Source organism: Xanthomonas sp. WHRI 8393 (genome assembly GCF_040203315.1).
In the GTDB taxonomy this organism is placed as follows: domain Bacteria; phylum Pseudomonadota; class Gammaproteobacteria; order Xanthomonadales; family Xanthomonadaceae; genus Xanthomonas; species Xanthomonas arboricola.
Window position 1 is genome coordinate 453,449 of the sequence record NZ_JBEGGL010000002.1, and the last position, 25,963, is coordinate 479,411.

At 63.1% G+C, this 25,963-nt stretch carries 40 protein-coding genes and 1 pseudogene; 27 read left to right on the forward strand and 14 right to left on the reverse strand.

Annotated elements, in window-relative coordinates; translation table 11 throughout:
- The first annotated feature begins 6 nt into the window (after positions 1–6).
- Positions 7–654, forward strand: coding sequence for a hypothetical protein (locus ABQ137_RS07880; protein WP_349781845.1), 648 nt, complete (start codon positions 7–9; stop codon positions 652–654).
- Positions 655–709: 55 nt separating this feature from the next.
- Here the strand turns inward: ABQ137_RS07880 and ABQ137_RS07885 are convergent, their stop codons facing one another.
- From ABQ137_RS07885 to ABQ137_RS07940, 12 genes are all read right to left on the reverse strand, one after another.
- Positions 710–937, reverse strand: coding sequence for a hypothetical protein (locus ABQ137_RS07885; RefSeq protein ID WP_349781847.1), 228 nt, complete (start codon positions 935–937; stop codon positions 710–712).
- Positions 937–2,727: a lambda-exonuclease family protein gene (locus ABQ137_RS07890; RefSeq protein WP_349781849.1), complete on the reverse strand. Its 1,791-nt coding sequence runs from the start codon at positions 2,725–2,727 to the stop codon at positions 937–939. Before ABQ137_RS07890 ends, ABQ137_RS07885 begins: the two co-directional genes overlap by 1 nt.
- The gene (locus ABQ137_RS07895; protein ID WP_349781851.1) at positions 2,724–3,686 is read right to left on the reverse strand and encodes a hypothetical protein; all 963 of its coding nucleotides are present in this window, start codon (positions 3,684–3,686) and stop codon (positions 2,724–2,726) included. The genes ABQ137_RS07890 and ABQ137_RS07895 overlap by 4 nt, the downstream gene beginning before the upstream one ends.
- Before the next feature lie 528 nt (positions 3,687–4,214).
- On the reverse strand, positions 4,215–4,493 hold the full coding sequence (locus ABQ137_RS07900) for a KTSC domain-containing protein (protein ID WP_349781853.1): 279 nt from the start codon (positions 4,491–4,493) through the stop codon (positions 4,215–4,217).
- Positions 4,490–5,098 carry a hypothetical protein gene (locus ABQ137_RS07905; protein ID WP_047124364.1) on the reverse strand — a complete coding sequence of 203 codons (609 nt, stop codon included), beginning with the start codon at positions 5,096–5,098 and terminating at the stop codon, positions 4,490–4,492. Before ABQ137_RS07905 ends, ABQ137_RS07900 begins: the two co-directional genes overlap by 4 nt.
- Before the next feature lie 38 nt (positions 5,099–5,136).
- Complete coding sequence (locus ABQ137_RS07910; RefSeq protein ID WP_349781855.1) at positions 5,137–5,391, reverse strand: hypothetical protein; 255 nt, start codon at positions 5,389–5,391, stop codon at positions 5,137–5,139.
- Positions 5,392–5,497: 106 nt separating this feature from the next.
- Complete coding sequence (locus tag ABQ137_RS07915; protein ID WP_349781857.1) at positions 5,498–5,746, reverse strand: hypothetical protein; 249 nt, start codon at positions 5,744–5,746, stop codon at positions 5,498–5,500.
- An 8-nt stretch (positions 5,747–5,754) separates the two neighbouring features.
- Positions 5,755–5,970, reverse strand: a complete 216-nt coding sequence (locus ABQ137_RS07920; protein ID WP_349781859.1) for a hypothetical protein — start codon at positions 5,968–5,970, stop codon at positions 5,755–5,757.
- The gene (locus ABQ137_RS07925) at positions 5,967–6,134 is read right to left on the reverse strand and encodes a hypothetical protein (RefSeq protein WP_349781861.1); all 168 of its coding nucleotides are present in this window, start codon (positions 6,132–6,134) and stop codon (positions 5,967–5,969) included. The genes ABQ137_RS07920 and ABQ137_RS07925 overlap by 4 nt, the downstream gene beginning before the upstream one ends.
- 38 nt (positions 6,135–6,172) lie before the next feature.
- A complete protein-coding gene (locus tag ABQ137_RS07930) occupies positions 6,173–6,544 on the reverse strand; it encodes a hypothetical protein (protein WP_349781863.1) in 372 nt (123 codons plus the stop codon).
- A 145-nt stretch (positions 6,545–6,689) separates the two neighbouring features.
- Positions 6,690–7,313 carry a hypothetical protein gene (locus ABQ137_RS07935; protein ID WP_349781865.1) on the reverse strand — a complete coding sequence of 208 codons (624 nt, stop codon included), beginning with the start codon at positions 7,311–7,313 and terminating at the stop codon, positions 6,690–6,692.
- A gap of 22 nt (positions 7,314–7,335) precedes the next feature.
- The gene (locus tag ABQ137_RS07940) at positions 7,336–8,028 is read right to left on the reverse strand and encodes a S24 family peptidase (RefSeq protein ID WP_349781867.1); all 693 of its coding nucleotides are present in this window, start codon (positions 8,026–8,028) and stop codon (positions 7,336–7,338) included.
- 76 nt (positions 8,029–8,104) lie between these two features.
- On the opposite strand from ABQ137_RS07940, the gene ABQ137_RS07945 reads away from it, so the two are divergent.
- From ABQ137_RS07945 to ABQ137_RS07975, 7 genes and pseudogenes are all read left to right on the forward strand, one after another.
- On the forward strand, positions 8,105–8,344 hold the full coding sequence (locus tag ABQ137_RS07945) for a hypothetical protein (protein WP_349781869.1): 240 nt from the start codon (positions 8,105–8,107) through the stop codon (positions 8,342–8,344).
- Positions 8,334–8,756: a hypothetical protein gene (locus ABQ137_RS07950; protein ID WP_349781871.1), complete on the forward strand. Its 423-nt coding sequence runs from the start codon at positions 8,334–8,336 to the stop codon at positions 8,754–8,756. Before ABQ137_RS07945 ends, ABQ137_RS07950 begins: the two co-directional genes overlap by 11 nt.
- 379 nt (positions 8,757–9,135) lie before the next feature.
- Positions 9,136–9,615 carry a phage regulatory CII family protein gene (locus ABQ137_RS07955; protein WP_047130269.1) on the forward strand — a complete coding sequence of 160 codons (480 nt, stop codon included), beginning with the start codon at positions 9,136–9,138 and terminating at the stop codon, positions 9,613–9,615.
- On the forward strand, positions 9,612–9,803 hold the full coding sequence (locus tag ABQ137_RS07960; RefSeq protein ID WP_349781873.1) for a hypothetical protein: 192 nt from the start codon (positions 9,612–9,614) through the stop codon (positions 9,801–9,803). Before ABQ137_RS07955 ends, ABQ137_RS07960 begins: the two co-directional genes overlap by 4 nt.
- Positions 9,803–10,675 carry a hypothetical protein gene (locus ABQ137_RS07965; protein ID WP_349781875.1) on the forward strand — a complete coding sequence of 291 codons (873 nt, stop codon included), beginning with the start codon at positions 9,803–9,805 and terminating at the stop codon, positions 10,673–10,675. The genes ABQ137_RS07960 and ABQ137_RS07965 overlap by 1 nt, the downstream gene beginning before the upstream one ends.
- Positions 10,672–12,087 (forward strand): annotated as a pseudogene (dnaB, locus tag ABQ137_RS07970) (replicative DNA helicase); the annotation flags it as partial. The gene ABQ137_RS07965 and the pseudogene dnaB, both read left to right, overlap by 4 nt.
- 173 nt (positions 12,088–12,260) lie before the next feature.
- A complete protein-coding gene (locus ABQ137_RS07975; protein WP_349781879.1) occupies positions 12,261–12,737 on the forward strand; it encodes a hypothetical protein in 477 nt (158 codons plus the stop codon).
- Between the two features lie 11 nt (positions 12,738–12,748).
- Here the strand turns inward: ABQ137_RS07975 and ABQ137_RS07980 are convergent, their stop codons facing one another.
- Complete coding sequence (locus ABQ137_RS07980; RefSeq protein WP_349781881.1) at positions 12,749–13,324, reverse strand: hypothetical protein; 576 nt, start codon at positions 13,322–13,324, stop codon at positions 12,749–12,751.
- Positions 13,325–13,398: 74 nt separating this feature from the next.
- Here ABQ137_RS07980 and ABQ137_RS07985 point away from each other — a divergent pair, with 74 nt between their 5' ends.
- The 8 genes from ABQ137_RS07985 to ABQ137_RS08020 are packed head-to-tail and all read left to right on the forward strand — an operon-like array spanning position 13,399 to position 16,602.
- Positions 13,399–13,794: a hypothetical protein gene (locus ABQ137_RS07985; RefSeq protein WP_349781883.1), complete on the forward strand. Its 396-nt coding sequence runs from the start codon at positions 13,399–13,401 to the stop codon at positions 13,792–13,794.
- Positions 13,791–13,964 (forward strand): hypothetical protein, encoded by a 174-nt coding sequence (locus tag ABQ137_RS07990; RefSeq protein WP_349781885.1) that lies wholly within the window; start codon positions 13,791–13,793, stop codon positions 13,962–13,964. The genes ABQ137_RS07985 and ABQ137_RS07990 overlap by 4 nt, the downstream gene beginning before the upstream one ends.
- Complete coding sequence (locus tag ABQ137_RS07995; RefSeq protein WP_349781887.1) at positions 13,961–14,206, forward strand: hypothetical protein; 246 nt, start codon at positions 13,961–13,963, stop codon at positions 14,204–14,206. The genes ABQ137_RS07990 and ABQ137_RS07995 overlap by 4 nt, the downstream gene beginning before the upstream one ends.
- A complete protein-coding gene (locus tag ABQ137_RS08000; RefSeq protein ID WP_349781889.1) occupies positions 14,203–14,424 on the forward strand; it encodes a hypothetical protein in 222 nt (73 codons plus the stop codon). Before ABQ137_RS07995 ends, ABQ137_RS08000 begins: the two co-directional genes overlap by 4 nt.
- Positions 14,421–14,942 (forward strand): RuvC family protein, encoded by a 522-nt coding sequence (locus tag ABQ137_RS08005; protein ID WP_349781891.1) that lies wholly within the window; start codon positions 14,421–14,423, stop codon positions 14,940–14,942. The genes ABQ137_RS08000 and ABQ137_RS08005 overlap by 4 nt, the downstream gene beginning before the upstream one ends.
- A complete protein-coding gene (locus tag ABQ137_RS08010; protein WP_349781893.1) occupies positions 14,939–15,187 on the forward strand; it encodes a hypothetical protein in 249 nt (82 codons plus the stop codon). Before ABQ137_RS08005 ends, ABQ137_RS08010 begins: the two co-directional genes overlap by 4 nt.
- A complete protein-coding gene (locus ABQ137_RS08015) occupies positions 15,177–15,713 on the forward strand; it encodes a hypothetical protein (protein ID WP_349781895.1) in 537 nt (178 codons plus the stop codon). Before ABQ137_RS08010 ends, ABQ137_RS08015 begins: the two co-directional genes overlap by 11 nt.
- A 16-nt stretch (positions 15,714–15,729) precedes the next feature.
- The gene (locus ABQ137_RS08020; RefSeq protein ID WP_349781897.1) at positions 15,730–16,602 is read left to right on the forward strand and encodes a hypothetical protein; all 873 of its coding nucleotides are present in this window, start codon (positions 15,730–15,732) and stop codon (positions 16,600–16,602) included.
- 289 nt (positions 16,603–16,891) lie between these two features.
- On the opposite strand, the gene ABQ137_RS08025 is transcribed toward ABQ137_RS08020, so the two are convergent.
- Complete coding sequence (locus ABQ137_RS08025) at positions 16,892–17,275, reverse strand: hypothetical protein (protein WP_104600753.1); 384 nt, start codon at positions 17,273–17,275, stop codon at positions 16,892–16,894.
- 189 nt (positions 17,276–17,464) lie between these two features.
- On the opposite strand from ABQ137_RS08025, the gene ABQ137_RS08030 reads away from it, so the two are divergent.
- The 11 genes from ABQ137_RS08030 to ABQ137_RS08080 all read left to right on the forward strand — a co-directional run bounded on the left by ABQ137_RS08030 (position 17,465) and on the right by ABQ137_RS08080 (position 25,955).
- Positions 17,465–17,980, forward strand: coding sequence for a glycoside hydrolase family 24 protein (locus tag ABQ137_RS08030; protein ID WP_349781899.1), 516 nt, complete (start codon positions 17,465–17,467; stop codon positions 17,978–17,980).
- Complete coding sequence (locus ABQ137_RS08035) at positions 17,977–18,480, forward strand: hypothetical protein (protein WP_349781901.1); 504 nt, start codon at positions 17,977–17,979, stop codon at positions 18,478–18,480. Before ABQ137_RS08030 ends, ABQ137_RS08035 begins: the two co-directional genes overlap by 4 nt.
- On the forward strand, positions 18,477–18,689 hold the full coding sequence (locus ABQ137_RS08040; protein ID WP_047130278.1) for a hypothetical protein: 213 nt from the start codon (positions 18,477–18,479) through the stop codon (positions 18,687–18,689). The genes ABQ137_RS08035 and ABQ137_RS08040 overlap by 4 nt, the downstream gene beginning before the upstream one ends.
- Before the next feature lies 1 nt (position 18,690).
- The gene (locus ABQ137_RS08045) at positions 18,691–18,822 is read left to right on the forward strand and encodes a hypothetical protein (protein ID WP_260817372.1); all 132 of its coding nucleotides are present in this window, start codon (positions 18,691–18,693) and stop codon (positions 18,820–18,822) included.
- A 34-nt stretch (positions 18,823–18,856) separates the two neighbouring features.
- Positions 18,857–19,426 (forward strand): lysis system i-spanin subunit Rz, encoded by a 570-nt coding sequence (locus ABQ137_RS08050; protein ID WP_349781904.1) that lies wholly within the window; start codon positions 18,857–18,859, stop codon positions 19,424–19,426.
- Between the two features lie 97 nt (positions 19,427–19,523).
- Positions 19,524–20,555 (forward strand): RelA/SpoT-related domain-containing protein, encoded by a 1,032-nt coding sequence (locus ABQ137_RS08055; protein ID WP_349781906.1) that lies wholly within the window; start codon positions 19,524–19,526, stop codon positions 20,553–20,555.
- A gap of 72 nt (positions 20,556–20,627) precedes the next feature.
- On the forward strand, positions 20,628–21,089 hold the full coding sequence (locus ABQ137_RS08060; RefSeq protein ID WP_349781908.1) for a terminase small subunit: 462 nt from the start codon (positions 20,628–20,630) through the stop codon (positions 21,087–21,089).
- Positions 21,004–22,572, forward strand: a complete 1,569-nt coding sequence (gene terL / locus ABQ137_RS08065) for a phage terminase large subunit (RefSeq protein ID WP_349781910.1) — start codon at positions 21,004–21,006, stop codon at positions 22,570–22,572. The genes ABQ137_RS08060 and terL overlap by 86 nt, the downstream gene beginning before the upstream one ends.
- Entirely contained in the window at positions 22,572–24,383 is a 1,812-nt protein-coding gene (locus ABQ137_RS08070; protein ID WP_349781912.1) for an anti-CBASS protein Acb1 family protein, read from the forward strand. The genes terL and ABQ137_RS08070 overlap by 1 nt, the downstream gene beginning before the upstream one ends.
- 3 nt (positions 24,384–24,386) lie before the next feature.
- Positions 24,387–25,511 carry a DUF2213 domain-containing protein gene (locus tag ABQ137_RS08075; RefSeq protein ID WP_349781914.1) on the forward strand — a complete coding sequence of 375 codons (1,125 nt, stop codon included), beginning with the start codon at positions 24,387–24,389 and terminating at the stop codon, positions 25,509–25,511.
- 3 nt (positions 25,512–25,514) lie between these two features.
- Positions 25,515–25,955, forward strand: a complete 441-nt coding sequence (locus ABQ137_RS08080) for a structural cement protein Gp24 (RefSeq protein WP_349781916.1) — start codon at positions 25,515–25,517, stop codon at positions 25,953–25,955.
- The last annotated feature ends 8 nt before the right edge of the window (positions 25,956–25,963 follow it).

Here is a 25,963-nt window from a genome sequence, read left to right on the forward strand (position 1 = left end):
AGATGAATGGAACTTGATTGGGTAAGCGGTGTTACACAGTGCGTTCGCCTGGGAAGCCAGTGCACAGTGTGGTGGGAAGCCTGGAGTGCGATTGCAGGATTAGCTGGGTTATTCGTTGCCATTGCAGCGCTTTTTATTTCGCTTGCCTCGACGCTCGTCCTCGCATACATCGCATATCGAGCAAACTCGATTGCGCGAAATGCCCATCGAGAGACTGCCGAGCTAGTGCATCGTGAAGCCCAATTGCTCATGCTGTTGCTTGAGCCTGAAACAACTTTCGTTGCCAATAGGCTTCGGGCCTTGGTGGACCAGTTGAGTTCCGATCCTCCTTGTAAGCACGAAAACGTTGAGGCTTTACTCACGAGCCTCAGTAGATTGAATATGCAGCTCGTGACCCCCTCCATGGACCTGAGAATTGAACGCCTGCATGTGCTACCAAACGACCTGGCCAATCGGTTAGCTCGCTTGAAAGGTTTAGTCTCCACGGTTCTTATGGGCTTGCCGCTCTGCGACGAGACGAGCTTGACCACTGCGGGGGATAAGGACGTAGCGCTGTTTCGGAGAGCTGTCCAAGTTGCATTCGATTTATCGCTGACGGTCAAAAAAGATGTGCAAAATGCTCGATTTATTCTTGTGCCTAATGACGGCGCATAAGGCGAAGAGCTTCTAGAAATTAGGTGTCGCCTGTAGAGCTTCCATACTGTCTTAGTCATGCGAAGTTCCTCAGCAGGTGAGTGCGCTGCACCGGGCCATGCCACAGCGCAGCGACGTTGTTGAGCCGGATCTGCTCGGGGTCACGGCGGATCGGTGCGAGCCTGGTCTGCGCCCGCTTGATATCGTTCCGGCAGAGCACGCAGACGTTGACGACGCGCCCGTTCTGCACCGGAAACTCCGAATCGCTGAGCGACCTTTCACAGCTGGAGCAGACGCGCGACATCAGGCGGCCTGCTGGTAGCGGTCGGCGGCCGCACGGGCGAACACCTGCTGCATGGCGTTGAACATGGCCGGCAACTGGGCCGCGTCGTACAGCTTCGAGGCGCGCTCGATGGTCACCGGCTGGAAGCCGAGCTGCGCCAGGCCATCGGCGGTGATCGTCAGCGGTGCGATCTTTGCGTTGATGTCGCCGAGCTTGATGCGCACTACCTGGGCCGGTGCCGGTGCGGCCAATGACTTGACCGCTTGAGCGAGGGCAGGGGAGAGGTCAGCAGGAGCCGCAGCCACCGGTGCCGGTGCCGGTGACGACACTACGGCCGGGGCGGGAGCAGCAGCGGCGGGCGCCGGCGCAGCAGCAGCGTTACGTGCTGCCTCGGCCTGTGCATCGGCGCGGCGCTGTTCTTCCTCGCGCTCCTGCTGCTCGCGCGCCAGCTTGTCCGCTTCCTCCTGACGGATCTTCTCGCGCTGGGATTCCAGTCGCTGCTCGTCGACACGCTTCTGCTCCGTGATGCGCGCGGTGATCAGGTTGCGCAGATCCTCCGGCGACTTCGTGGCGCACAGCTGCACGCGGTCATGGAACAGGCCGGCGAAGGTGCCCATTTCCATTTCCAGCACGCGCACGTTCGCGCGCACGCGCTCGGCCTGCTGGCTGGCGGCGATCTTGGCGTTGGCGGCAGCGGTGCCGACGGCATCCTGCATGCTGCTGATCGACTTCTTGCCCTTAATCACCGCGCCGATGTCGGCCTGCAGCGAAGCCGGTATCGCCAGCGCATGCGCATCGAGTCCCGCGTTGATGGACGCGTAGTGATCCCGCACCGCCTGCACGCCGTTGGCGACGATCTGGGTGCGGCGGTTGTCCTTCTCGACCTTGACCAGCTTGTCCAGCTCCAGGCGGACGCGGCGCGCTTCAGCGGCGACGTCATCCATGGTCCGGAACACCGCATCGATGTCGGCGGTTTGGCCGAGGATCTGCTGCTTTGTCGCCTCCAGCCGCTCCTCGACGCCCTTGCACCACTTCACCGTCTGCTCGGCATTGGCGAAGTCGTCGTCGGTCTGCAGGTCGCGGTTGATGCCGCTCAGCACGGCCATTGCCGATGCCTTGAACTCGGCGAGGTTGGACGCGGTCACCATGCCGGTTACGGCGATGTGCAGTGACGGCAACGTTTCGGGCGCGCGGCCGCTGACGGCCGGTTCCGCTTTCTCGACATGTTCGTAGGCGGCGACATCGGCCTCGAACTGCTCCCAGCCAGCGACCAGCTCGGCGCGCAGATCCGGATTGCTGGCGTACCAGCAGTGCCGTTCTTCGACCAACTCATCGCCGTGCCACTTCGACGCCATGAACAGCACACGCGCCGCGCCGGAGACCAGAAGCTGCTGCTCCATCTGCACCTGGTAATGCTTTGGCAGGCTCCAGCCGTTGCCCTCGTCACGCATGCAGGCACGCAAGTCGTTGTTGAGGCTCTTGTGCTCGAACGCGGTTTCCTCGAGCAGCGTCAGGCCGTCGAAGCTGGCCGAGTACTTGCCCTCGGTGCCGACGCACGGGTACAGATCCTCGCCGATGATCTGCTCTGCGATCGGACGTGCGAGGGCTTCGTAGCGGTGGCCATCGGCAAAGCGCTGCAGGGTGGCGTCGTCGTGTTCCTCACCGATGCCGGTAGCGACTTCGCGCACCAGCTGCGCGCGCGTCTTGTACGGGCTGCAGCCAAGCATCGCCGGTGCGTCGCTGGCGTTGAGGTGCGTGGCACGGTGGGCATGCCATTCCGGCGTGCCCTGGATCAGGTTGACCATCTTCATGCTTGATCTCCGGTTGCTTCGGCGGTGTGGGTGTCGGTACCGGCCGGCTTCTCGCACGCGTGGATTGCTGCGCGTTGTTCCGCAGTCAAAGCGCCCTTCGTTTCGGCCATCGCAATGATTTCGTCAGCAGACTTTTTGCCGGCCTGTATCGCGGCGCTCCACGTCTTCATGGACGCCGTGAAGGCTTCGGGGGTGTAGCCAGTGGGCTTTTGCGTGCTTGCAGTGGCGGTGCCTGCGAAGGCGTCTTCCGGAGTCGTGTCGCCTTCCTTGATCGCGGTCACGATGCCGCGCAGCAGGACCAGGTGCTCCAGGCCGATGTCCTCGACGCCAGCAACGTCCAGCTTGGCGCAGACCTGATCGGCCGAAACCCCAAACCGCTGGAAGTGCGCCAGCGCATCGGCGCGACGGTTCGCCAAGGTCTTGATGTCGCCCATGATCACCTTACGGGCCTCGACGTACATGTCCTCCCAGAACGCCTTCGGCACACCCTTAAGCACTGCGTTGCGCAGCGCGATCGAACAGGCAGCGTTTGCCGTCACACCGATCATGTCGGCCTTGAAGCGGCGCCCCTGGCGGTCGACGATCCGGCGCTGCACCTCGTAGGTGATTGCCACGTTACGCTCCAGGTCATGGAAGACGCCCTGCGCGGTGATGAACTCGCCCTTGTCGTCGATGACGCGTGCTCCTGCACGGTTGTTTCCCCACGCGGATGCGACGATCTCGGCGAAGCGTGCAGACGGGCCTTCGATCGTCTTGCCGTCTCGAGGCAGGGCGTAGACACACTGCTCGGCGATGCTCTGGCTCAGCGTGACCATCTGGATGGCCTCGTCGCGGAAGCGCTTGAGCGAGCGCGGGAATCGGCGTGCGGTGGAGATCTGCTGCTCGATCTCCGAGCGGCTGATCATGGCGGCCATGCCTTCCTCGGGGACGAGCTGGCCTTCTTGTACTTGTGCGTTCATTGCGTGCTTGCTCCAGCCGGCGATTCCGGCGAGGTGGGAATGAGGTGCCCCGTCAAGCCGGGGCCACGCTGGGCTCGCTCGCGCCCTACGCGTCGGGGTGTGGTGGAGGGGCCGGTGGTGTTATCCCGGCGGCGGCTTACCAGGTGTCCGCCTCAGTCGTGCCATCGCTTTTGCGGATGTGCTGGTGTCACGTTTGAGCGCATCACCACTGCGCATTCCCTCCATAGCGGAGCGGCCTGGTCTTCGATACGCAAGACATGGACGCTCGTTGATCGCAAGCCGCTCCGCTATGGATAGAGGCCGGTCTTTCCCGGCGGTCAGCGGCGTTGCATCCGCACCACTCGTTCACCCATGAGCTTTCGCTGGGGCCGGTCTTTCCCGGCTGCATAGGCTCTCGCCTCCCGCTCCTTCTCGCGCACATATCGGCGGTGCGTGCGGTTCCCTTCCTGCCTTTAACGTCTGACCTTCGAGAGTCAATGCGCGGTGCGATCGCGTCCGTGGACACCTGCCACGGATCAGGGTTTGGGATCAGGCCGCGTCGGAGAGCGGACGGTCTTCGACCTTGCGGTAGGGCCAGCGCACAGGGTCGGCTTTGATCACCTTGTTGAAGTGGCCGCCCTTCGACTCGGCCGCCTGCAGCGCGGCGTAGTCCTCAGCGGTGACGTTGTCGTAGTGGTAGAGCGAGGTGATCTCGGCCTTCCAGTTCTTGAAGCGCACGGCCAATGTCTGGCTGGCGGCGTCGTGGCCGATCGCCGCGATCTGGCGGCTTTCCACGTCAATCAGCGGGATGCGGACGGGCGCGTTCATGCCGCCACCTTCTTGCCGGCGTCGATCAGGCTCGCGGCTTCGGCAGCAGCTGCCGCGGTGTCCTGCGCATCCAGGGTGTCGCCGCCTTCGGTCAGATCCTCGGCAGCCTGGCCGGCGCGCTTCGGCGCGATCAGCGACAACAGCACGTCTTCGCGGATCAGCGCTTCCGACAATTCGGCCAGTTCCTGCGGGTCTACCTCAGACGAGGCGGTAAATGACATCGCCAAGCTGCCGCCTTCCTTCGGCTCGATCACGAAGCGCTTGAGCTTCACGTCGACCAAGACGATGGGATCCCCGGCTTCCAGCAGGCCGGCCAGGTGCATCTCGTAGCCGGTGAACTCGTGGCTCAGCTTCAGCGGCTCCAGTGCCGGATGCTTCACTGCGGTCAGGCCATCACCGCCGATCTGCGGCAGATCCTGCTGCTCGCCCTTCGCCGGCTTGCGGAACAGGTCGTGCCGCAGCGTGGAGTCGAACGAATCGAGCGCTTCGTTGCTGACACTCAGGACGAACTTGATGTCGGCGGCCAGCTGGCGTTCTTCGCCGTGCCGTTGGATGCGTTGGTTGACGTTGGCGATGGACGCCTCGTGCCTTTCGAGCTGAAACATTGGATACCTCGTCGGTGGTGCCGGCGGACCGGCGGGGATCAGCGGATGCCGCGGCGCGGCGGTTCCTGAAAATCGGGCGTGCTGCCGGTGGCCGGCTGCGCCTGGTCGCGATGGGCACGTGCTCGGGCATTGCGCCAGCTCTCCGGCACGTGCAGCGACAGCACGAAGGCAACAATCAGCAGGGCGGAGCAGATCGCGTGCGCGCCCTGTTCGTAGGCAAAGATCGCCAGCGCGGCCAAGAACAAAATCGACTCGCCGAGGAACAGGAAGCGGTAGTAGTGGCGGCCAGTCACGAGAACACCGCCTGGGCCAGCAGCGTCAGCACAGCGCCCACAACCATGCAGACGATCGCGAACGGAATGTCCTCGCGCAGCATGTGGCGTTGAAATTCTTTGTCAGTCACGGCTGCACTTCCTTTGCCTTCAACTTGGCGATGAATGCGTTGACCTTGCGGTGGCCGTAGACCATTTCCCTGCCGTTGATCTGTGCCTTGCCAGCGCTAGGCCACCAGTCGATACGCTTGGCGCCGAACATCCGGGAGAAGTGCCACGGTGTGTGCTGCTTCCAACCGGTCGTATCTGCCTTGCCCAGCATCTCGGCACGATGTTCTTTCGTTGCCGCGCGTTGCGCGTTGAAGATGTCGCCCATGTCTCCCATCACGCAGCCTCCGGGCCGTCGAAGTAGGTCGTTGCCGACTCGCCCGGATCGCGCACGTGCTGCGATGCCTGCACGCGCAGAGGGCGCACGTTGTCGGGATTGAAGGTGCGCACCAGCTGCGCCACGGTGATCGCGCCATAGCCACGATCAAGCGCGATGTCGCGCACCAGGTCGGCGCCGCGCGCAGCGGTGGGGAAGGGGATGACGGCGCTCATGCGGTGCGCTCCATCGCCGAGTTCATCCAGCGATCCCAAACGCGTTGCGGTATTTCGAATACCGCTCGCTTCGCCTCTCCATACCAGTGGGTGCCGCAGGTCAGGCACATGCGGTTGACCATCGGGGTGCAGTCAAGGTTGCCGCTGCCCACCGTGTGGTCCATGTTTGCGATTGCGGGGCGTCTGCAGTCGTGAAAGGCGCTCATGCGGCCACCCGCCACGGCATCACGGCGACCGGCGCCGGCTTGGCTTCGTACACCGTCAGGTAGTGCTGCACCGCCTCGATGCGCGAGCAGTCCACGTCGTCCATGCGGCCGGTGATCAGCTGCGACAGGTAGTCGGTGACTGCGGCGCGCAGGATCTCGGCAGCGCCTTCGTCGTTGCCTTGGGCTAGGTGGCCGGCGATCGGGGCCAGCTGCTCGGTCGTCAGCTCGCCCAGCGCCTCGCTCAGTACGCTGCCATCGCGGTGCAGGGCCAGCGCCAGAACGTCGGCGCGCTCGTCGGACAGCTCATGCCGGCTGCAGGTCGCGCAGCCGCATTGCGGGTGGTACGGGTGGCAGCGGGTGCTGGACATCTACGTTCTCCGTCGCACGTCCCCGGCGGGATCCGGGTGGTTCGTTGCGATGGACGTAGATTACCAAACGGTAATTGCATGTCAATACCAGATGGTAATTATTTTTGGCGCGGCTTAGCCCGCTTCAGGGGAGCGTCGACGGGAGTTAGAACGTTCCTGGCTTCTGTGGGGCAGGAGCCGAGCGCTGTAGCCACTCTTTGTAGGAGGTCGACCTGGCGACGATCCTTACCTTGTAGGGCATTGGGGCTGGGTAGTAGATGACGTCCATGTTTGGTTGATGCCAGTACACATCCCGCTCCGAGGTAAACCCCGCGAGCTGGCCGTACTTTTTACTAAGCAATGGGATGAATGCCTTCCTGTCATCGTAGGAGGCATCAGCAGACTGCTCGACGGCTACCTCGGCCAATCTGCCGGCCTGGATAATTCCAGCTGCTCTCGTGTCTATGCCTGCCGGAACCTGCTCTGCTCGAAACAGGATGGCGATGTTCTTGGGGAAGTCCGCCGGTCGCTTTACCTCAACACCATCAATAGCAACTACTTCATTGAGGGGCGGTATAAAGCACGGAGTGACAGGCTGCAGGCTTGCCACTTGATAATCCCCGTCTGGGGTATACCGAGCGCATTCCGGCATGGTGTTTGATGAGCCGATCTCGAGCCCAACGAAGCTCGTTGCGGCTGGGAGCGGTCCAGGCGGCGAGGCGTTGCTGCTGTCCTGCCTGCTGCAGCCGAGTATGCACATGCAGGCCAGAGCGCTCGTTATCAACTTCATTTTGTTGCCTTGCTCCTAATCTCTAGAACCTGCGAAACCCGGCGTGTACCAGCGCTTTTCCGCGAACGGCCAGATCCATCGGATCACAGCGCCACTCTTTAAATTCAGGATTCGCGCTCACTACATACAGACCATCGCTTCTCTTTTGCAGCATCTTGATCTGTGTCTCACCGTCGTAGCTGATCAGGTAGTAGTCGTCACCGTCGAAGTAGTCGATTGACGTGTCGATCCATACGATGTCGCCATCTTCAATCTTGGGACGCATTGAGGGCCCGCGGCCAGTGATGATTTGGATTCGCCCAGGTTTTGGGAGAAAGCCGAGCTTTCGGCGCACCTCCCATTCGGCCACCTCCATGACCTTCATAACCTCAGGAAAATCTTGGTTCACCACCCCTTGCCCCATACCTGCTGCTCCTTCAAAAAGCTGGAAGCGAAGGTAGCCCTGAGGGGTCTCAGCAGCTAAGACGGTTGAGGTCGGCGACGTGGACGTCGCATCACTGTCGAGGTAGCCACTTGGCATGCCGGCGGCTTGCTCGAGCGACCTGGCCTTCTTCTCCCCAAACGACTTCTTCCCGTTGAGCAGTCCTGACAGCTCGCCTTGGTTGATGCCAACGGCGCCTACGAATGATGCCTGTACGCCAGCATGGCGGTCATCGATCCAAGCACGCAGACGGGCGCGACGCAGCGCAACGATGGTGGGGTCTGTAGAGGTCATGACCGATTTTCCCTTACCTATCGGTAATTGACCAAAAGGTATTGACTCAGAATTACCAAAGAGTAATATTTGGCGCATGGACACTCTGCGCAGCTACCTCACGACCTTGACCCCAGCCGAGCAGGCCGACTATGCCGCTCGCGCTGGCACTTCCATTGGCTATCTCCGCAAGGCGATGAGCAAAGGCCAGCGTTTCGATGGCGGCCTGGTGCGCCAGCTGCACGTTCAGAGCCAGGGAGCCGTCTCTCTGACCGAACTGCGGCCTGATATCTGGCCGCCGGCCAGCCCCGCTGGGGAGGTGGCCGATGCTGCCTGACCGCTTCAACCCGCGAGTGCGGCTGCGTGACTGGCTCAACAAGCCCAGCCGCGCCGACAAGGCACGCCCGTCGCTGCAGGAACTGATCATCTCGACGGTTGCCAACGACATCGCTGTTGCTGGTCGCGTCAACCAGGCGCTCAGGAGCAGGTTCACGGTCGCTGTCGATCCTAACAACGGCCGTGTGGTGGGCACCCGCATTCTTGGGGGCACTGACATCAACTTCTCTCTGCCCGAAGGGGTGGAAGCCCGCCGGCACAAAGCAGCCGACGGGACCATCCACATCGATTTAGTCGAGCGCGCGCGGCCCGAGGGGTTCTCCGCCCATGACGTCCACCTCGAACGAGGTGATGTCGCCCTGAGACACGACAGTGACCGTACCGGTGGGAGGGAGGACGACACGAATGGTTGATCCGCCCTTGCTCGTTAGGCGCACTGCCAAGGCTGTGGGGTGGTGATTGTTGATAGTGCACGACTCTCCGATCTCCATCGGATACGACGTTACTGAGTTCGCTTCCATGTCGCCCTCCTTGCGGGCTGCTCGTGTGGAAACAGCAGCCTACCGCAAGGGGGGCGACACCTTCCCCGGCCATGTCTTACCCCTTCCGCAACAGCTTCACGAGCATGCGGCCGTCCACCCACCGCAGCCCAAACACGTTGCCGCCCACACGCACGATCGTCGTGACGTTTGGGGCCCTTCTTCTCGCTGACTTTATCCGTCGTTGCAGTGCGTCCATGGCGCAAAGCGTGGCGGATGTTCCCTTCACGTTCCCCGTTCAGGTGTCCCGCCAATGAACATCTCCGATGCAGCACACAAGACCGTCAAAGACTATCCCGGCGGCAGCCTTGCCCTGGCTACACGCCTGATCTCGATCAACGACAAGGGCGAGGAAAAGCAGATGTCTGCGGCTGTCCTCCGCAGCAAGGTCAACCCGAACACGCGCACGCACCACCTGACCCTGGCCGAAGCCAGCGAGATCATGGGGCTGAGCGGCGACTTTCGGATCCTGCACGCGCTCGCCGCCGAGCACGATTTCATCGTCCAGCGCGCCGACGTGACGCTGGCCGGCGGCGTTGTCGAATCGCTGCTGGATGCCGGCGAGCTGAAGGGCAAGCTCTGCAAGCTCATCGCCGATTCGTACGCAGACCAGGTGCTCACGCTCAACGAGGCGAAGGCACTGGCAACGCTGTGCGGCCAGCTGCAGGCGATCTTCGGCCAGATGGCGCAGGCCGCATTCGCCGAGGCCAAGGTCACGAGGGCCGCAGCATGATCCTGCAGCTGCTCGAGGACTGGCGCCGTGAGCGCCGCATTCGCCGCTTGGCCGAGCTGCCGCGGCAGGCGCAGGGGGCCGGCAAGAAGGGCCTCGCACGCGCCTACTGGCTGGACCTCAAGAGCGAGTGCGAGGGCCGCAGCGACCGTCAGGTAAAGCGCATGGAGCGGGCGGGCGGGATTGTCTGATGGCCAGGATCCGCACCATCAAGCCCGAATTCTGGAAGCACGAGGATCTGAGCGCACTGCCAGAGATCACACACATGCTTGCCGCCGCGTTGCTCAACCACGCGGATGACGAGGGCTACTTCAACGCCAACCCGGCACTGGTTAAAGCCGAGTGCTTACCGCTCCGTGAGTCCTCAGTGAGTACTCACGACAGCCTCCAATCGTTGGCAAAAGTCGGCTTCATCGAGCTCGGCGTCGGCGAAGACGGGAAGCGCTATGGCCGCGTCGTGAAATTCGATGAGCACCAGCGGGTCAACAGGCCAACACCCAGCAAAATCAAGGCGATGCAGGTTGTGTGGGAGTCCTCAGTTACGACTCACGCACAACTCAGTGAGTCCTCACCACCTGAAAGGAAAGGAACAGGGAAGGGAAAGGAACAGGGAAGGGAAGAGGAAACATCCTCGCTTCGCTCGGATTCGTCCGCGTCGTTGACGCTGACCCCGCCTGGTCCCCCACCTGCAGACCTGAGCAAACGCAAAGCCGAGCGGATCCAGCAGATCGCCGAGGAAGCACAGGCCGCCTACAACCGCGTGCTGGCCAAGCCCAACGGCGAACTGACCGCATGCACCGTGCTGAACAAGCCGCGGCTCAAGGCCGTCGAGAAGGCCCTGCCGACCGTCCGGGCGATCTGCCGGCAGCTCTACGGCAACGAGCGTGTCACGGCCGAATTCTGGACCGCGCTGTTCGAGACCGCCGCTGACGACGAGTTCCATTCCGGCCGCAAGCCTGGCGGTGCCGGCCATGAAAACTGGAAGCCCGACTTCGAGTACCTGCTGCGCGAGAACGTCATCGCGAAGCTGTTCGATCGAGCGATGACGGAGAACGCCGCATGAGCACGAGCTACGACTACGACCACCACGCCGACGAGTCGCAATTTCTCGACCAGCTGGACGCCGAGCGCGCCGAGAGCGCGTCTATGTGGCACGACCGGCCTTCGGAGGCACTGCGCATGCCGCCGCACAGCGTGGAAGCCGAGCAGGCTGTGCTCGGTGGTCTGATGCTGGTCAACCGCGCATGGGACGACATCGCCGACCTGGTGGAGGAGGGCGACTTCTACCGCCGCGACCATGTGCTGATCTTCCGCGCCATCCGCGAGATGGCGACAGCGAACCCGCGCCGGCCGTTCGACATGGTGACCATGGGCGACTGGTTCAAAGCGCAGGGTCTGCTGGAGCAGGTGGCCGATGGCGCGTACCTGATCGAGCTGGCCAGTACCACGCCGTCGGCGGCCAACATCCGAGCCTATGCGGAGATCGTGGCGGACAAAGCGCGGCTTCGCCGGCTGATCCAAGTCGGCACCGACATCGCCAACGCAGGCTACAACCCGGAGGGGCAGAGCAGCATCGAGCTGATCGGCGCCGCCCAGTCGCGCATCGGCTCGCTCATGGACAGCCAGCCGTGCGAGCTGGAAGCGGTCGCTCCAGTGATGGATCGCGTGTTCGAGCGCCTGGGCGAGCGCTCCCGCGACGGCGGCGGTATCCACGGCATCACCACCGGCATCGACGACCTGGATGACCTGCTGGGTGGCCTGAAGCCGGGCGGCGTGTACGTTCTGGCGGCGCGCCCGAAAATGGGAAAGACCACGCTGGCGCTGAACATCGCCGAGCACGTCGCACTGCACCTGCGCAAAGCGGTCGCGGTCTTCAGCTTCGAGATGCAGGCCGAGGAGCTGGGCGACCGCATGCTGGCGTCGGTCGGCGGCATCGATGGCAACCGGATCCGCTCCGGCGACCTGGACGACGTGGACTGGACGAACGTCACCAGCGCGATGCGCAAGCTGCGCGCGGCGGACATCTTCGTCAGCCGGCCGCGCCGCGCACGCGTCGAGCACGTCAGCTCGCAGGCACGCCGGCAGCACGCCCGCAAGCCGCTGGGCTTGATCGTCATTGACTACCTGCAGCTGATGGAGATCCAGGGCGACAACCGCGCCAACGGCGTAGGCGATATCAGCCGCGGCCTGAAGCTGCTGGCCGGCGAGCTGGGCGTGCCGGTGCTGCTGCTATCGCAGCTCAATCGCAAGCTGGAGGACCGCCCCGACAAGCGCCCGCAGCCTGCGGATCTGCGTGACTCCGGATCGATCGAGCAGGACGCCGATGCGGTGATCTTCATCTACCGCGACGAGGTGTACCACCGCGACAGCCGCTGGAAGGGCACCGCCGAGCTGCTGGTTCCGCTGCAGCGCAGTGGCCCTCCTGGCGAGGTGCGCGTGCTCTACATGCCGGAGCGCTTCAAGTTCCAGAACCTGCCCGAGTACTGGGAGCCGGCGCCGATCGAAAGCGACGACGGAAAGCCGGTCCCGCGCTCGCGCGGCTTCCGCAACCTTAAGCCGCGCGCGCCGCGGCAGGACGTCGACGCATGACCATGACCAAAGCCGCGAAGAAGGTGCGGGCCAAACGCGCTGCGCGCCCGATCTACCTGGTGGTGCGCAAGCTGATAGATCCCGACACCGGTGAGCTGGTCGGCGCGCTGGTACCAGCCAACCAGATCGATAGCCGGCTGCTGCGCGAGCGCCGCTTCAACGTCGGCCGCGAGATCCGCGCGGAGCTGAAGCAGCCGCGCAACCCGGCATTCCATCGCATGGTGCATGCGCTCGGGCATCTGCTGGTGGACGGCATCGAGGGCTTTGAGACGCTGACCGCGCATGACGCGATCAAGCGTGTGCAGACAGAGGCAGGCGTGTTCTGCGAGCCGTTCGAGATCGACCTGGGGCCGCTGGGCAAGGCGTCTGTCGCGCAGCCGCGCTCCATCGCATTCGACGAGATGGACGAGGGCGAACTCGGAGAGTTCTTCCGCGGCATCTGCGACCACATCGACAAGCGGTACCTGCCTGGACTGACGGACACGCTGCGCGCCGAGTATCTGCTGATGGCGGGCGAGGAAAGGAGGGCCGCCTGATGGCCGCCCCCTCAGACACCATGGACTTCCCGAAGCTTGGAGATAGCACGTGCCGCCGCACCTTTCGCCGCATCGAGATGCTCTTCAACGCTTGGGACGGGCTCTGGAATCGGGTACGCCTTGCCGTGCTCGTCGACATACTCGCCGCCGTACCGCCAATGGGCATCTTGCGTGTTCACAGCGTCGATAAGCCTGTTTGTGGCGACTATGGCGACGTGAATTGGTCGTGCGGCCTCGCCCAGAATGTGAAGGTCGACGAGACGCTCGGTCAGTGCGTCAGGAAGAACCAAGGCCACTCCGTCACCTTGGACGAACCTGACCGGCGACTCTTGCCACTGCCCTGCCGCTTGGGAAAGAGTTCCTCGGAGATTTTCCAACGCCGGTTCCAAGACGAACGCCAGGCTGCTGGCACGGTAGGCGTTCTCTCTTTCGATCCGACGCCGGTCCTTCTTGGCGATGCTTGCAGGGATCCAAACCGCCACCAATATGGCCAGGACCGAACCCGCTGCTTGCCACCATGCCGCCCACACCTCCGGCTTCATGCACGGTGCGCCGAGGATCCAGGGGCAGTAGGTTGGGTCGGCCATGGCAGTCCTTTTAGGCTTGGACCTGCATCGTGCCGCGCGGCCGGCAGGCAGGCAAGCGCAAGGGTTGAAAGCTGATGCGCCGCGCTATCAGAACCGCCAACAGGGCAGAGCAGGCCTACCAGGATGCCGCACGCGCCCTCGGCTGCGTCGTCTGCCGCTGGCGCATCGCCGCCGGCCTGCAGCGCGCCATCCAGTGCGGCCAGACGCAGATCCATCACCGCAACCTCGGCGACCTGCACGGCCAGAAGCAGATTGGCCAGCACGCGGTCGTCGCGCTCGGCGCTTGGCACCACGACGGCGACCAGATGCCCGGCATGACCCGCGACCGCATGCGCGAGGTCTTCGGACCCAGTTTCAAGCACCACGCCCGCGAGTTCCGCATCTGGACGTTCGATGTCCTGGGCGGCCGCGGCACTGAAGCCTGGCAGACCTACCAGGACCACCTACTCAACATCCCGAGGGCAGCATGAACCAGCAGCAATGCGAGAACGCCCGGCTCGCCGGCCACCGCGCGCGTCAGGCCAGCAAGAAGCGCGACGACTCACCGAAGTACGCCATGGGCGAGGAGGGCGCGCTGCTACGCGAGGCGTGGCGCGAAGGGTGGGACGAAGCCGATGAAGAGCGGAGGAAGGCGGCATGAGCATCCAGCAATCAGCGAAGCTGATCTCGAACGGCGATCAGCGCGTGGATACTCTGACCAAGCGCGAAGAGTTCGCGAAGGCAGCAATGCAGGGGATCGTCGGCAGCATCCAGAGCGAGGACGGCTACAACCGTTTGGCGCGGCATGCGGCCGTGAACGACATGAAGGTCAGCCAGTGGATTGCGCACGACGCGGTGAAGCAGGCCGACGCGCTGCTGGCCGAACTGGAGAAGCGGCCATGACCGCCACCCCGATCCGATTCGAGGGCAAGGTGTTCGCCAGCGTCGCAGAGTTCTCGCGCACCTATCCGGCATATGCGCGGTGCATCGACGCAATCCGCGACGGCGCCGAGACGATTGCCGAGGTGGAACGGCGAGTCGCCGTCGGTAAGCAGAAGGCGATCTCCAGTACACGCGAGCGGGCGCAGCAGGCCTATGCGCTGAAGGCAGGTGCACGATGACGCTGCGCGTGGTGTTCGGAATTGACCCCGGCATGTTCGGCGCCGTGGCCGCGCTGATCGACGGCGAGGCTGGCCCGATCCTGGACATGCCGACAATGACGGTCGGCAAGAAGCAGGAAGTCGATGCGCGTGCGATCGCGGTCTTCATCCGCGAGGTCCGTAGCCAGCACCCCGGAGCGGTATTCGCCGGCTGCGTGGAACGGGTGCGCGCGATGCCGCCAAAGGACGGCCGGCAGGCCGGCGCGCAATCCTCGATGAACTTCGGCGAGAGCTACGCGAAGGCGAAGGCCGTGCTCGAGGTGATGGGCATACCTTTCAGCTTGGCTGAGCCGCAGAGCTGGAAGCGCCATTTCGGGCTGATCGGCCAGGACAAGGATGCATCGCGGCAGCTGGCCATCCGCCGCTTCCCGTCCGCCGCGCCGCAGCTGCAGCGCAAGAAGGACGACGGCCGTGCCGAGGCGCTGCTGCTGGCCCTGTGGCACGAGCAGAAGAGCCAGCCGGGAGCCCTCGTTGCATGAAGCTCAACCCGACGAACCTGAGCCGGCCCGAGGCCTATTACGAAAAGCTGCTGCGGAAGCGGTACGCGGCGGCAGTCCGCAAGCGCGGGCTATGCGCGTTCTGCAGCTGCCGCGACCGGACGCTGGGGATCGTGCACTGCCAGGGCAACGAGAGCCGGCAGATGGGGATGTGCCAGGACGACGGCAGGCTGCCGCAGTTCCGGTTGGATGATGAAACGTTGGAGGAATTTCGCCATGCGGCGTAATGAAGATCCGCTGCTCGCTGAGCTGCGCAGGTGGGGATACGCCCATGCAAACCGCTACACCCTGAGCCGCGCCGACCGCAGCCGGCACGTGCTGGAGAACGCCAAGGACTATGCGCCGAAGACGGTGGAGCAGGCCTTCTGCCAGTTGGTCGAGCGCGATGGCCGGCAGCGGCGGCGCTTCATGGCCGAGCGGGCTGGGCTGACAGCGCTGGGCGAGATACCGGCCTGGGCCGTTGATCCGGTGCGTGCCCGGAACGACGCCGACCGGCCGCACGACAATCCGGAGGTTGCCGTCGACATCGGCATCCCCGATGACCTGCGCTGGATCGACCGCGCCCTGGCATCCATGTCCAGGCAGTTCCCGCTGCGGGTGCTGGTGATACGTACCGAGTTCACCGTGGCGGCAAGCCAGGCGGTAAAGACTCGAATGGTGGCTGAGCAATACGGCGGAGATCTGACTTTGAGGCAGTATCGATACGAGTTGGCTAAAGCCTTAGACTGGACCAGGGGCCGCGCCGCGGCATAGGGGAGGGAGTGCTGAAATGCTTGAATCTAAGGATGGCGTGGCCGCAAGTCTCGCAAAAAAAGAGACGCTTGTTATCGGTCCTTGGGGCCGTTTTTGGAAGCTGATGAGTGAGCCTTGGACATTAAGCCTTTTGTTTGCGTCAATCGGCCTATTTGTGCTCGGACAGCAGAAATATTCCGCAGGTGTTATGGCACTTGTGCAGATCCTATTGGCTGTTTCTTCGGGTGTGTTGGGTGCGCGCGTCACAAATCAATTGGAGGCTGCAACTGGTAAAACAATTCTCGAGGCGAGAGGCCGGGTTGCAGTCCGCGGACTCAAGTTGATGTTGGTCCAGACGGGTGCTTTTCAGCGACGACTTCAGAAGTTTCTCGCAAATAGGGGGCACATTGAGTTGCATCCCGAAGTGACCGAAAGAAACTATGAAGAGGCCATCGAATTCTGCCGTCGAATCCAGGAAGAAGCTGCGAGTGCCATGGAGAATTGGGCAGACATCGTGCCGAGCGCTGATCTATCGTCACTAATTGGCCGAATTACCGAGGCGGAAGATGAGCATGAGGTGACAAAAATTGAGTTGTCGGCTGCTCGGAAACTGTTGGAGTCTGCTAAGGAGGGCGCTGAAGACACCAAGAAATTGCAGGGTGTTATCGAGACACTTGAAGGTAAGTTGGCCGATTCGGAAGGTCGGATAATGACTTTGAACAGGCGTTTGATTGGGCGAGCCGTAAGTGACATTGCTACATCAAAAGCCCAAGCAGGTACTCAATCCCGGTTTACTAAGGCGATGTTCGACGCGCAGAAGCGGCAGATTGATGCTCTGTCGAAAAAGCACTCCGCGGATGCGTTGCAGGCTTTGGCAGAAGATCCTATTGACAGTGACGATAAGAAATGAGCTAATTCTGCAACTGTCAAAAGTTCCCCCTGAAACCCGGCCCAGCGCCGGGTTTTCGCGTTTCTGGGGCCCCAATACCGACCGCTGCCAGCGTGCCAGGTCCTCGTCGAGAAGCGAGGCGCTGCGCGCCGGGATCGCGCACGGGCGGCGTCATGTCGCCGCCCACCAATCCGCCGGCGGCGGTCGGTACCTATCGGAGAGCACTGCCGCGATCTACCCACCTGGGCGGGACCAGCGCGGCGTAGCGGACCTGCTGAAGAGACAAGTCCACGCGGCGGTGCTCGCCGTACTAAGTAGAGCCACCGATCTGCTCTGAGATCGCCGCGACGATCGGGACCAGAAACTGCATATGGATTAGCCATGCGATCAGTACTGATCCGGCCAACGCGCCGAAGAATAAATATTTTTGCGTGGCTCGCTTTCTGGGTGCATCAGTGAGGCGCATCACAACCAACGTAATGCCGCTAGTGACGTACGCATAAAGGGCGAGGACGAATATGACCATTGCCACAGCTGCGTGCGGTGAGCCGTACTTCTTTGCAATGAGTTGAAACAGGCCGGCTAGACCCGCTAGCTCTGCGCTTGTTTTTAAAAAGTTGATGACTCCGTTCACTGCGAGGTCACCGAAGGGTCGCGCGAAGCGGTCTTTGAAGCGTTTTTCGTCATCTTCCATCGCTCTACCTCTCAAGTCTGCTGAAGGCACCTTATCGGCCAACAGTAGCTGTGGTTTAGCGCACAGCACTTTGCAGCGCCGCTCGTAGGTCGGTATCCCAGGTATGAGCCTTTATGGCTGGCGGCTGGGGCGCTGCATTTATTCCAAGCCTCGCCATTCGGCGGGGCTTCTTCGTTTATGGAGAAGGTCATGGCGGTCATCACGCCCGAACAAGCCGGTGGCCGCAACGTCGTGGCTTTCCTGGACATGCTGGCGCATTCCGAGAGCACGTCCACCAGCCCGGCTACGAAAAACGACGGGTATGACGTCATCGTCACCGGAGCCGATCGCAAGCCGGAGGTCTTCACCGACTACAGCCGGCATCCGTTCGCCGGCGGCCGCAAGTCGAAAGCGATCAACTCGAAGGGGCTGACCAGCAACGCGTCTGGCCGCTACCAGTTCATGCTCAAGGATTACGCGCACTACCGCGACCTGCTGAAGCTGCCGGACTTCGGCCCGCTCTCGCAGGACCGGTGGGCGCTGCAGCTGATCAAGGAGCGGCGCGCGATCGCCGACATCCAGGCCGGTCGCTTCGTGGAAGCGGTGGCGAAGGTGCGCAACCTGTGGGCCAGCCTACCGGGTGCCGGCTACGGCCAGCCCGAGCACGCGATCGAGAAGCTCATCGCCGCGTACAAGAAGGCCGGCGGCAAGGTTGGGAGCGCATGACGATGCCGGACCTGGACGACGAAGCCCTGCTGATCGCAGAGCGCGAATCGCTCAACGAGGCCGTGCTGCTGCTGCAGGAATGCTGGGGCCGGACAACCCGCCCACGTCGCGACAGCCGGCACGTGCTGCGTCTGGGCTACGGCCGGGCGATCGAAACCCGTGAGCAGAGTGAGCGCGCCGCCACCCTGGAGCTGACCGAGGACGTCATGGAAGCCCAGGAGACATTGCGCGGTCGATTCTTCGAGCTGCTGGCGGTGCACCCGGAAATGCGCGGCTCGCTGCCGTACATCATCGCCATCGCCGACATCATCGGCGCCACCGTGGTGCGCGACAGCGCCGACCTGTGGGCAGCTGCACGCAAGGGCGACTGGCTTGAGTTCGGCTCAGTGATCCAGGAGTTCCGCTGGGAGATGTTCAGCGATGCCACCGAGCGCGATAAGCGCGCAGTGTCGCGCCTGGTCATGCGCCTGGTGATGGGAGCATCGGCGGTCACGCCATGACCTTCATCACCCGAAACATGGGCACAGCACGACTCGGCATCGCCCTGATCGTGTTCCTGCTCTACGGCTTGGCCATCGCGGTGCTCGTCAACTCGGAAATCCCGGCGGGCAATAAGGACGTGCTGATGCTGCTCCTGGGCAACCTGGGCCCGCTGATGGGTGCCATCGGTGGCTACTACTACCGGGCGCAGCGAGAGGCTGGCTCCTGACATGGCCGACAACTGGGACCGCGGCCTGCCGCCGCCACGCGATCCACCCGGCTGGCTGATCACCACGCTGTGCGGCCTGCTGCTGGCCGCGCTGGCCTGGATCTGGATCACCTACACCAACACGAGGATCTGAGCATGTACGGGAACTCATTCGACGGAATGATCGGATGCTTCGCGACCGCCTGTGCCTTGGCTGGTGGCGCCATTTTCGCAGTGGCCTTCTGGCTGATTCCATGGCTTTGGGAGCTGCTGAAGCCCTGGCTGCACACGGTGACCGCATGAACCGCATAGCGATCGCCATCATCGCCGCGCTGCTGTGGTCGGCCGCCATGTTCGGTGCCGGCTGGGCCTGGCGCGGCGACCGTGCCGAGACGGCAGTCGCCACCGATGAGGCGGCAACTGGTAAGCAGGCCTTACAAGTTGAGCAGGCCGCGCGTGCCACCGAACACCAACAGGCCGAGGCACTGGCCGACATTGGAGCCAAGCATGAAGAAGACCGGCAGGCGGCCCAGGCCGTCCCTGATGCTGTTGTGGCTGACCTGCGCAGTGGTGCTCTCAGGCTGCGGGACGGGTGGGCCAGCTGTGAAACCCAGCGCCTCACCGAGGCTTCCGCCGGCGCCGCCGAACGTGATGCGGCCGCCGAGCGCCGAGACGAGTTTGCGGGCGCTGTTGTTCGAGTCGGGCGGGATGCGGACGATCAGCTTGCCGCCTGTCAAGCAGTGATCAGGCAACTCTGACGCCACTCGGGGAGCGTTTACGAGCAGGCAGCTGAGGCCGACCGAAGAATTGAGTACGTGTATGATCCGACAACAACTTCAGCTTGGACGCGGAACCATGCCCTACTCTTACGGCGACCCTTCTCTGCACACCCGTTCCGCTGTGAGGCGAGCCGGAGAGCGGGTTGCGCAAGACGCAGGGAATATGGAAGACGAAGAGATTGTCCGAAATTGGCGCAATTCGCATGCTTTCGTCATGACAACGTTTCGTAATACTTTGACTCGTTACATAAATAATCAGGATGAGTTCTCAGTAATCTTTGCGCAGCGCCTGAAACGCCTTAACACTATTATAGACAAGTTGAAAACGGGTCGCGCCCGCGATCTCTCAACCATGCACGATCTGGCTGGGTGTCGATTAATTTTCGATCGAGTGGAAGATCTGGCCGAATTCCGTGAGAAATTTCATCAAAGTCGCGCTAGACACAAGCGGTTACATCCGGAGAAGTACGACTATATCGCGACGCCTAAAGAGACCGGCTATCGTGGTATTCACGATGTATTTTCTTATCATGTGGATGAGAGTAGCAACGGTAGCGCATATAACGGCCTTCGAATCGAAATTCAGTATCGGACCAAAGCTCAGCATGCTTGGGCGACGGCTGTCGAAATTAGCGATTTGCTTGACGGGCATCGAATTAAGTTCGACAAGGGTGTCAATGTGCAGCGCGAGCGACTGTTTGTGCTGGCTAGTGAATACATCGCCCGGACTAAAGAGGATCGACGTGGCTTTTGTCCGACGCTATCCGACGCCGATCTAGTCCATGAGATGCAGGAAATTGAATCGAGCCTGCACACTATTTCGAATCTGTCTCTTGCGCGCAGGATTACGACGGAAATCCCGCGGCAAGCCAACATTGTATTGCACTTCACTGGCGACGAGTTGCGTGTTCAAGGATTTACAAAAAGTCGTGCAGCTCTCGCGCATCGAGATCGCATGGAAAAGCAGTATCCTGAAGATGATGTGGTCTACGTAAGCGGCGAAAATCCTGCTGCAATTCAAAACGCTTTCCGCAACTACTTTAAGAATGCAGCAGACTTTGTGGATATGCTTGCGCCGGCATTCGAAGGGCGGATACGTTTGGGTTAACTGTTTAATAAATGGAATGCAGAAGGGTCCCGCAAGGGACCCTTTTTTATTAGGCACTCTTTCGTGCGCACAATGAAAACGAACCTGACCCCTAAGCAGCAGCGCTTCGTCGCCGAGTACTTGAAGGACCAGAACGCCGCGCAGGCGGCGATCCGTACGGGCTACAGCGAGAAGACGGCCAAGCAGCAGGGGTCCCGTTTACTGACTGTCCCGGCCATCGCCGCAGCAGTGCGCGCGGGACAGAAGCGCGCGGCCACCAAGGCGGAGGTAACGGTTGATAGCTTGATGGCGGAGCTCGAGCAGGCGCGCCGCATGGCGCTGAAGGAGAAGCAGCCCAGCGCGGCAGTCACCGCGACCATGGGCAAGGGCAAGCTCGCCGGCCTGCTGGTCGAGAAGCGGCATCACACCGGGGCGATCGGCACCTACGACCTGAGCAAGATCACTGACGATGAACTCGACCGCCTCGAACAGATCCTCGGTCCGCTTGCCGACGCTGGCGGAGATCCGAGCGGAGAGGGCCAGGCGGGCAGCTGAGCGCGAGCGCCAGCGTATTGCCGAGGATGTCGAAGGGATCAGGGCACGCTCGCAGTCGCTGGAGGGTTTCATCCGCGAGCACTGGCGGGTGCTTGAACCGACCCGGCCGCTCAAGATCGGCTGGGCACTGCGGGCGATGTGCCTGCACCTGGAGGCGGTCACAGAGGGTCGCATCCAGTTCCTGCTGATCACCGTGCCGCCGGGCATGATGAAGTCGCTGGTGCTGGTGTTCTGGACTGCCTGGGAATGGGGTCCATGCGGTCGCGCCGACCTGCAGACGCTGGCCACCTCCTACAGCCAGCCAAACGTCCTGCGCGACAACCTGAAGCTGCGGCGCCTCATCGAGAGCGACCAGTACCAAGCGGCGTGGCCGCTGAAGCTGCGCGGCGACCAGAACGCCAAGGGCAAGTTCGAGAACACCGGCAACGGCTTCAGTGAGGCCCGACCCTTCAGCTCGATGACGGGCGGACGCGGCGACCGGGTCAAGGTCGACGATCCGCACTCGACCGAAACAGCCGAGAGCGATGCCGAGCGCAAGACCGCCGTCCGCATCTTCCGCGAGGGCATCACCGACCGCCTCAACGACATCACGTCGTCGGCCATGGTCATCATCATGCAGCGCCTTCACCAGCAGGACATTGCTGCGGTGGCGATGGAGCTGGACCTGGGCTTCGTCCACCTCAATCTCCCGATGGAGTTCGAGGAGGAGCGGACGGACAAGGACGGCAAGAAGACCGGCGGTCCGTGCCGCACCTACGTCGACGGCAAGCTGTTCTTCGAGGATCCGCGCACCCAGGAGGGTGAGCTGCTGTTTCCGGAGCGCTTCCCCCGCGCCGAGATCGAACGGCTGAAGCGCGCCAAAGGCACCTACGCGTATGCCGGCCAGTACCAGCAGCGGCCAACACCGCGCGACGGTGGCTCGTTCAAGCGGGATTGGTTCGAGGTCGTGGAAGCGGCGCCGGCCATCTCGACCGCGCGCAAGGTTCGGCGCTGGGACTTTGCCGCCACCGATCCGAAGGAGAAGACCAGCAGCGATCCCGACTACACGGTCGGCCTGCTGCTGGGCGAGGCCGGCGGCATCTACTACGTGCTCGACGTGGTGCGCGACCAGGTGTCGCCCGCCGGCGTGGAGCGGATGCTGACGAACACCGCGCGGCAGGACGGCAGAACAGTCAAGGTGCGCATCCCGCAGGATCCTGGCGCCGCCGGCAAGTCCAACGCCGCGCACCAGGTCAAGCTGCTGGCCGGCTGGGACATCAAGGCCGCGATCGAATCCGGATCGAAGGAAGTCCGCGCAACACCGGTGGAGGCACAGGCCGAGGCCGGGAACATCAAGCTGGTGAATGGCCCATGGGTGGCCGCCTTCCTCGACGAGATCGCCGAGTTCCCCAACGCCAAACACGACGACCAGGTCAACGCGCTTTCTGGCGCATTCGCTGAGCTAGTCACAGGCAGCACCTACAACCTTGGAAACGCACTCTGATGGGCAAGCTCGCACAACTGAAAGACGGGCTGGTCAATCTCGTGGCCAACCTGGGCACCTCGCGCGACAAGGCGCTGCACAGCCACTACACGCTCGCGCCGCTGAGCGACATTGATGCCAGCAACGCCTATCGCGGCACGTGGCTCGCTCGCAAGATTATCGACATCCCTGCACTCGACGGCTGCCGCAACTGGCGGACATGGAACGCCGATCAGAGCCAGATCAGCGCCATCGAAGCGGAGGAGAAGCGGCTGGGGCTGCAGGTGAAGCTGCTTCAGGCGCACACCAAAGCACGGCTGTTCGGTGGCGCTGCGATTTACATCGGTACCGGCGACTCGGATGTCAGCAAGCCGCTGGACCCGACGCGCGTGAGGAAGGAGGGCGTCAAGCACCTCAACGTGCTGACCAAGCGCATCCTGAGCGCAGGCGAGCTGGATCGCGACGCTGAGTCGCCCAGCTTCGGCCAGCCTGCGTTCTACACGCTCACCTCAGCCCGAGCTGGCCAGGTCCAGATTCATCCCTCGCGGCTGGTCATCCTGCACGGTGCCAATCGGCCGGATCCGGATATCGATCACGGTGACGGCTGGGGCGACTCGGTTCTGATGGCGACCAGCGACGCGGTGAAGCAGGCGGACAGCACGAGCGCCAACATCGCCAGCCTGGTATTCGAGGCGAAGGTCGATGTGTTGAACATCCCGAACCTCATGTCGCAGCTGGCAGATCCAGTGTATGAGGCGCAGCTGCTCCAGCGCCTGCAGCTCGCGGCGATGGCCAAGGGCATCAACGGCATGCTGGTGCTGGATGGGGAGGAGACCTACACGCAGAAGTCGGCGTCCTTCAGCGGATTGGTCGATGTGATGCTGGCCTTCCTGCAGCAGGTGTCGGGCGCGGCGGATATCCCGCTAACGCGTCTGCTGGGCCAGTCGCCCGGTGGCTTGAACAGCACCGGCGACAACGACATCCGGAACTACTACGACCGCATCAAGTCAGGCCAGGAGCTGATCTACACGCCTGCCATGTCGGTGCTGGATGAATGCCTGATCTACTCGGCGCTCGGCAGCCGACCGAAGGACGTGTTCTACTGCTGGCGCAGCCTGTGGCAGACCAGCGACACCGAGCGCGCCACCAACGGCAAGACCACGGCCGACACGATCAAGACCCTCGCCGACACCAAGCTCATTCCCGACGAGGTGCTGGCCGAGGTGGCGGTGAACATGCTGACCGAGGCAGGCGTGGCGCCTGGCCTGGAGTCGGCGATGGACGACTTCACCAGGGCGAATCCGGACTGGCAGGAGGATCAGGACGAGGAGGAGCGTGCAGCGGCCGCGCTGGCAGCCACGCAGGGCAACCAGGGCAATCCGCTGACCGACGCCGAGCCTCGCTCGCTGTATGTGCGCCGGGACGTGCTCAACGCGGCGGAGATCGAAGCCTGGGCACGGGAGCAGGGCATCACGGACGTCGCTGACGACCTGCACGTGACGGTGGCTTATTCGTGCCAGCGTTTCGACTGGATCAAGGCGGGCAACGCGAGTGAGTGGAGCAGCGATAGCAGCGGTGAGCTGATCATTCCGCGCGGTGGCCCGCGTGCCATCGAGCCGTTGGGCGGTATGTCGGCGGTGATCCTGTTCGCGTCCACGCAGCTCGCTTGGCGCCATGAGGAGATCGTCCGGGCAGGCGCCTCGCACGACTTCCCGGACTACACCCCGCACATCAGCCTGACCAAGGCGCCCATCGACCTGTCGAAGGTTGAGCCGTACCGGGGCCGCATCGTGCTGGGCCCGGAAATCTTCGAAGAGCTCCGCGAGGACTGAACCATGTTTCTGAAAGATCGAGTCTCGGTGTCGGCGCCACGCCGCACCGCGGACGGCTACCTCGTGGCCGAAGCATTCGTCGCGCGCACGGGCATCCAAGACTACCTGGGCAGCGAGCTCGGGCGGCCTGACCTGGAGGTGGTGCGGTTGTATCGACCGCCGGAGGAGGTGTTCTCCGACGAGACGCTGCGCAGCTATGCGCATCGGCCCATGACGAACGACCACCCGCCGGAACAGGTCAACGCTGACAACTGGAAGAAGTACGCGGTAGGGCAGACCGGCGACGAAGTTGCCCACGACCAGACGCGCGTTCGCGTGCCCTTGGTCTTGATGGATCAACAGGCCATCACCGACTACGAGGCCGGCAAGCGCGAGCTGTCGCAGGGCTATTCGGCCGAGATCGACTGGACAGCTGGAACCACGCCGGAAGGCGAGCACTACGACGCGGTGCAGCGAAACATCCGCAACAACCACCTGGCCCTGGTCCGCCGTGGCCGGGCCGGCTCTCAGTTTCGCATCGGGGATGGGCGCGCCCCCGGTGGAAAGGATCGCGCCGACAACCCAACGAGGAACAACACCATGAGCAACACCAACACCCGGACCGTCATGGTCGATGGGCTGCCGGTCGAATGCACCGACGCCAGCGCCATCGCCATCGACAAGCTGCAGCGCCAGCTCTCCGACTCCAACGCAGTTGCCGCGCGCCAGGCGACCGAGCACACCGCAGCCCTGGCGCTGAAGGATGCTGAGATCGCCAAGCGCGATGCCCAGATCGACACGCTGCAGGGCCAGGTCATGAGCGATGCCGCCCTCGACGCAAGGGTGCAGGCCCGCTCGGCGCTGGTCACCAAGGCCAAGTCGCTGCACGACGCCGACTACACCGGCAAGTCCGACATGGACATCCGCAAGGCCGTGCTGGTCGCCAAGCTTGGCGATGCCGCGGTGGCCGGCAAGTCCGACGCCTACATCGAGGCGCGCTTCGATGGCCTGACCGACAGCGTGCAGCCCTTCGACCCGGTCGCGCGCGCACTGAGCGATGGCGCCGCACACCGCACCGTCGTGCGGGACAACGGCTACGGCGCGTCCGTCGCCGGCCTCGATTACCGCACCAAGACCCAGGAGGCCTAAGACATGGCACTGCAAACCAACTATCCGGACATCCAGCCCGCAGCCACGCTCGGCATGCAGGCCACGATGATCCCGGCCACCGTCATCTCCCGCACCGTCGAGGACGTCGCCGGTCTCGCCTTCGGCCGTGCCGTGGCACAGGGTGCGGCGGAGAAGGGCATCGTCGCGTTCGGCGGCGCCAACCTGAAGTACGTCGGCATCACGCTGCTGGATCGTTCGGCCACGGGCCTGGACCTGTTCCCGCAGCGTGCATCGGCGCGCGTCATCACCAAGGGCGACATCTGGGTGACCGCTTCGGTTGCCGTCGCCGCTGGCGATCCGCTGTACCTCACCGCAGCCGGCGCGTTCACCAACGTCGCCACCAACAACACCGCCATCACCGGCGCCCGCTGGGACACCAGCACCACCGCGGCGGGCCAGTTGGCTGTCGTCCGTCTCGGCTAAGGAGCTAG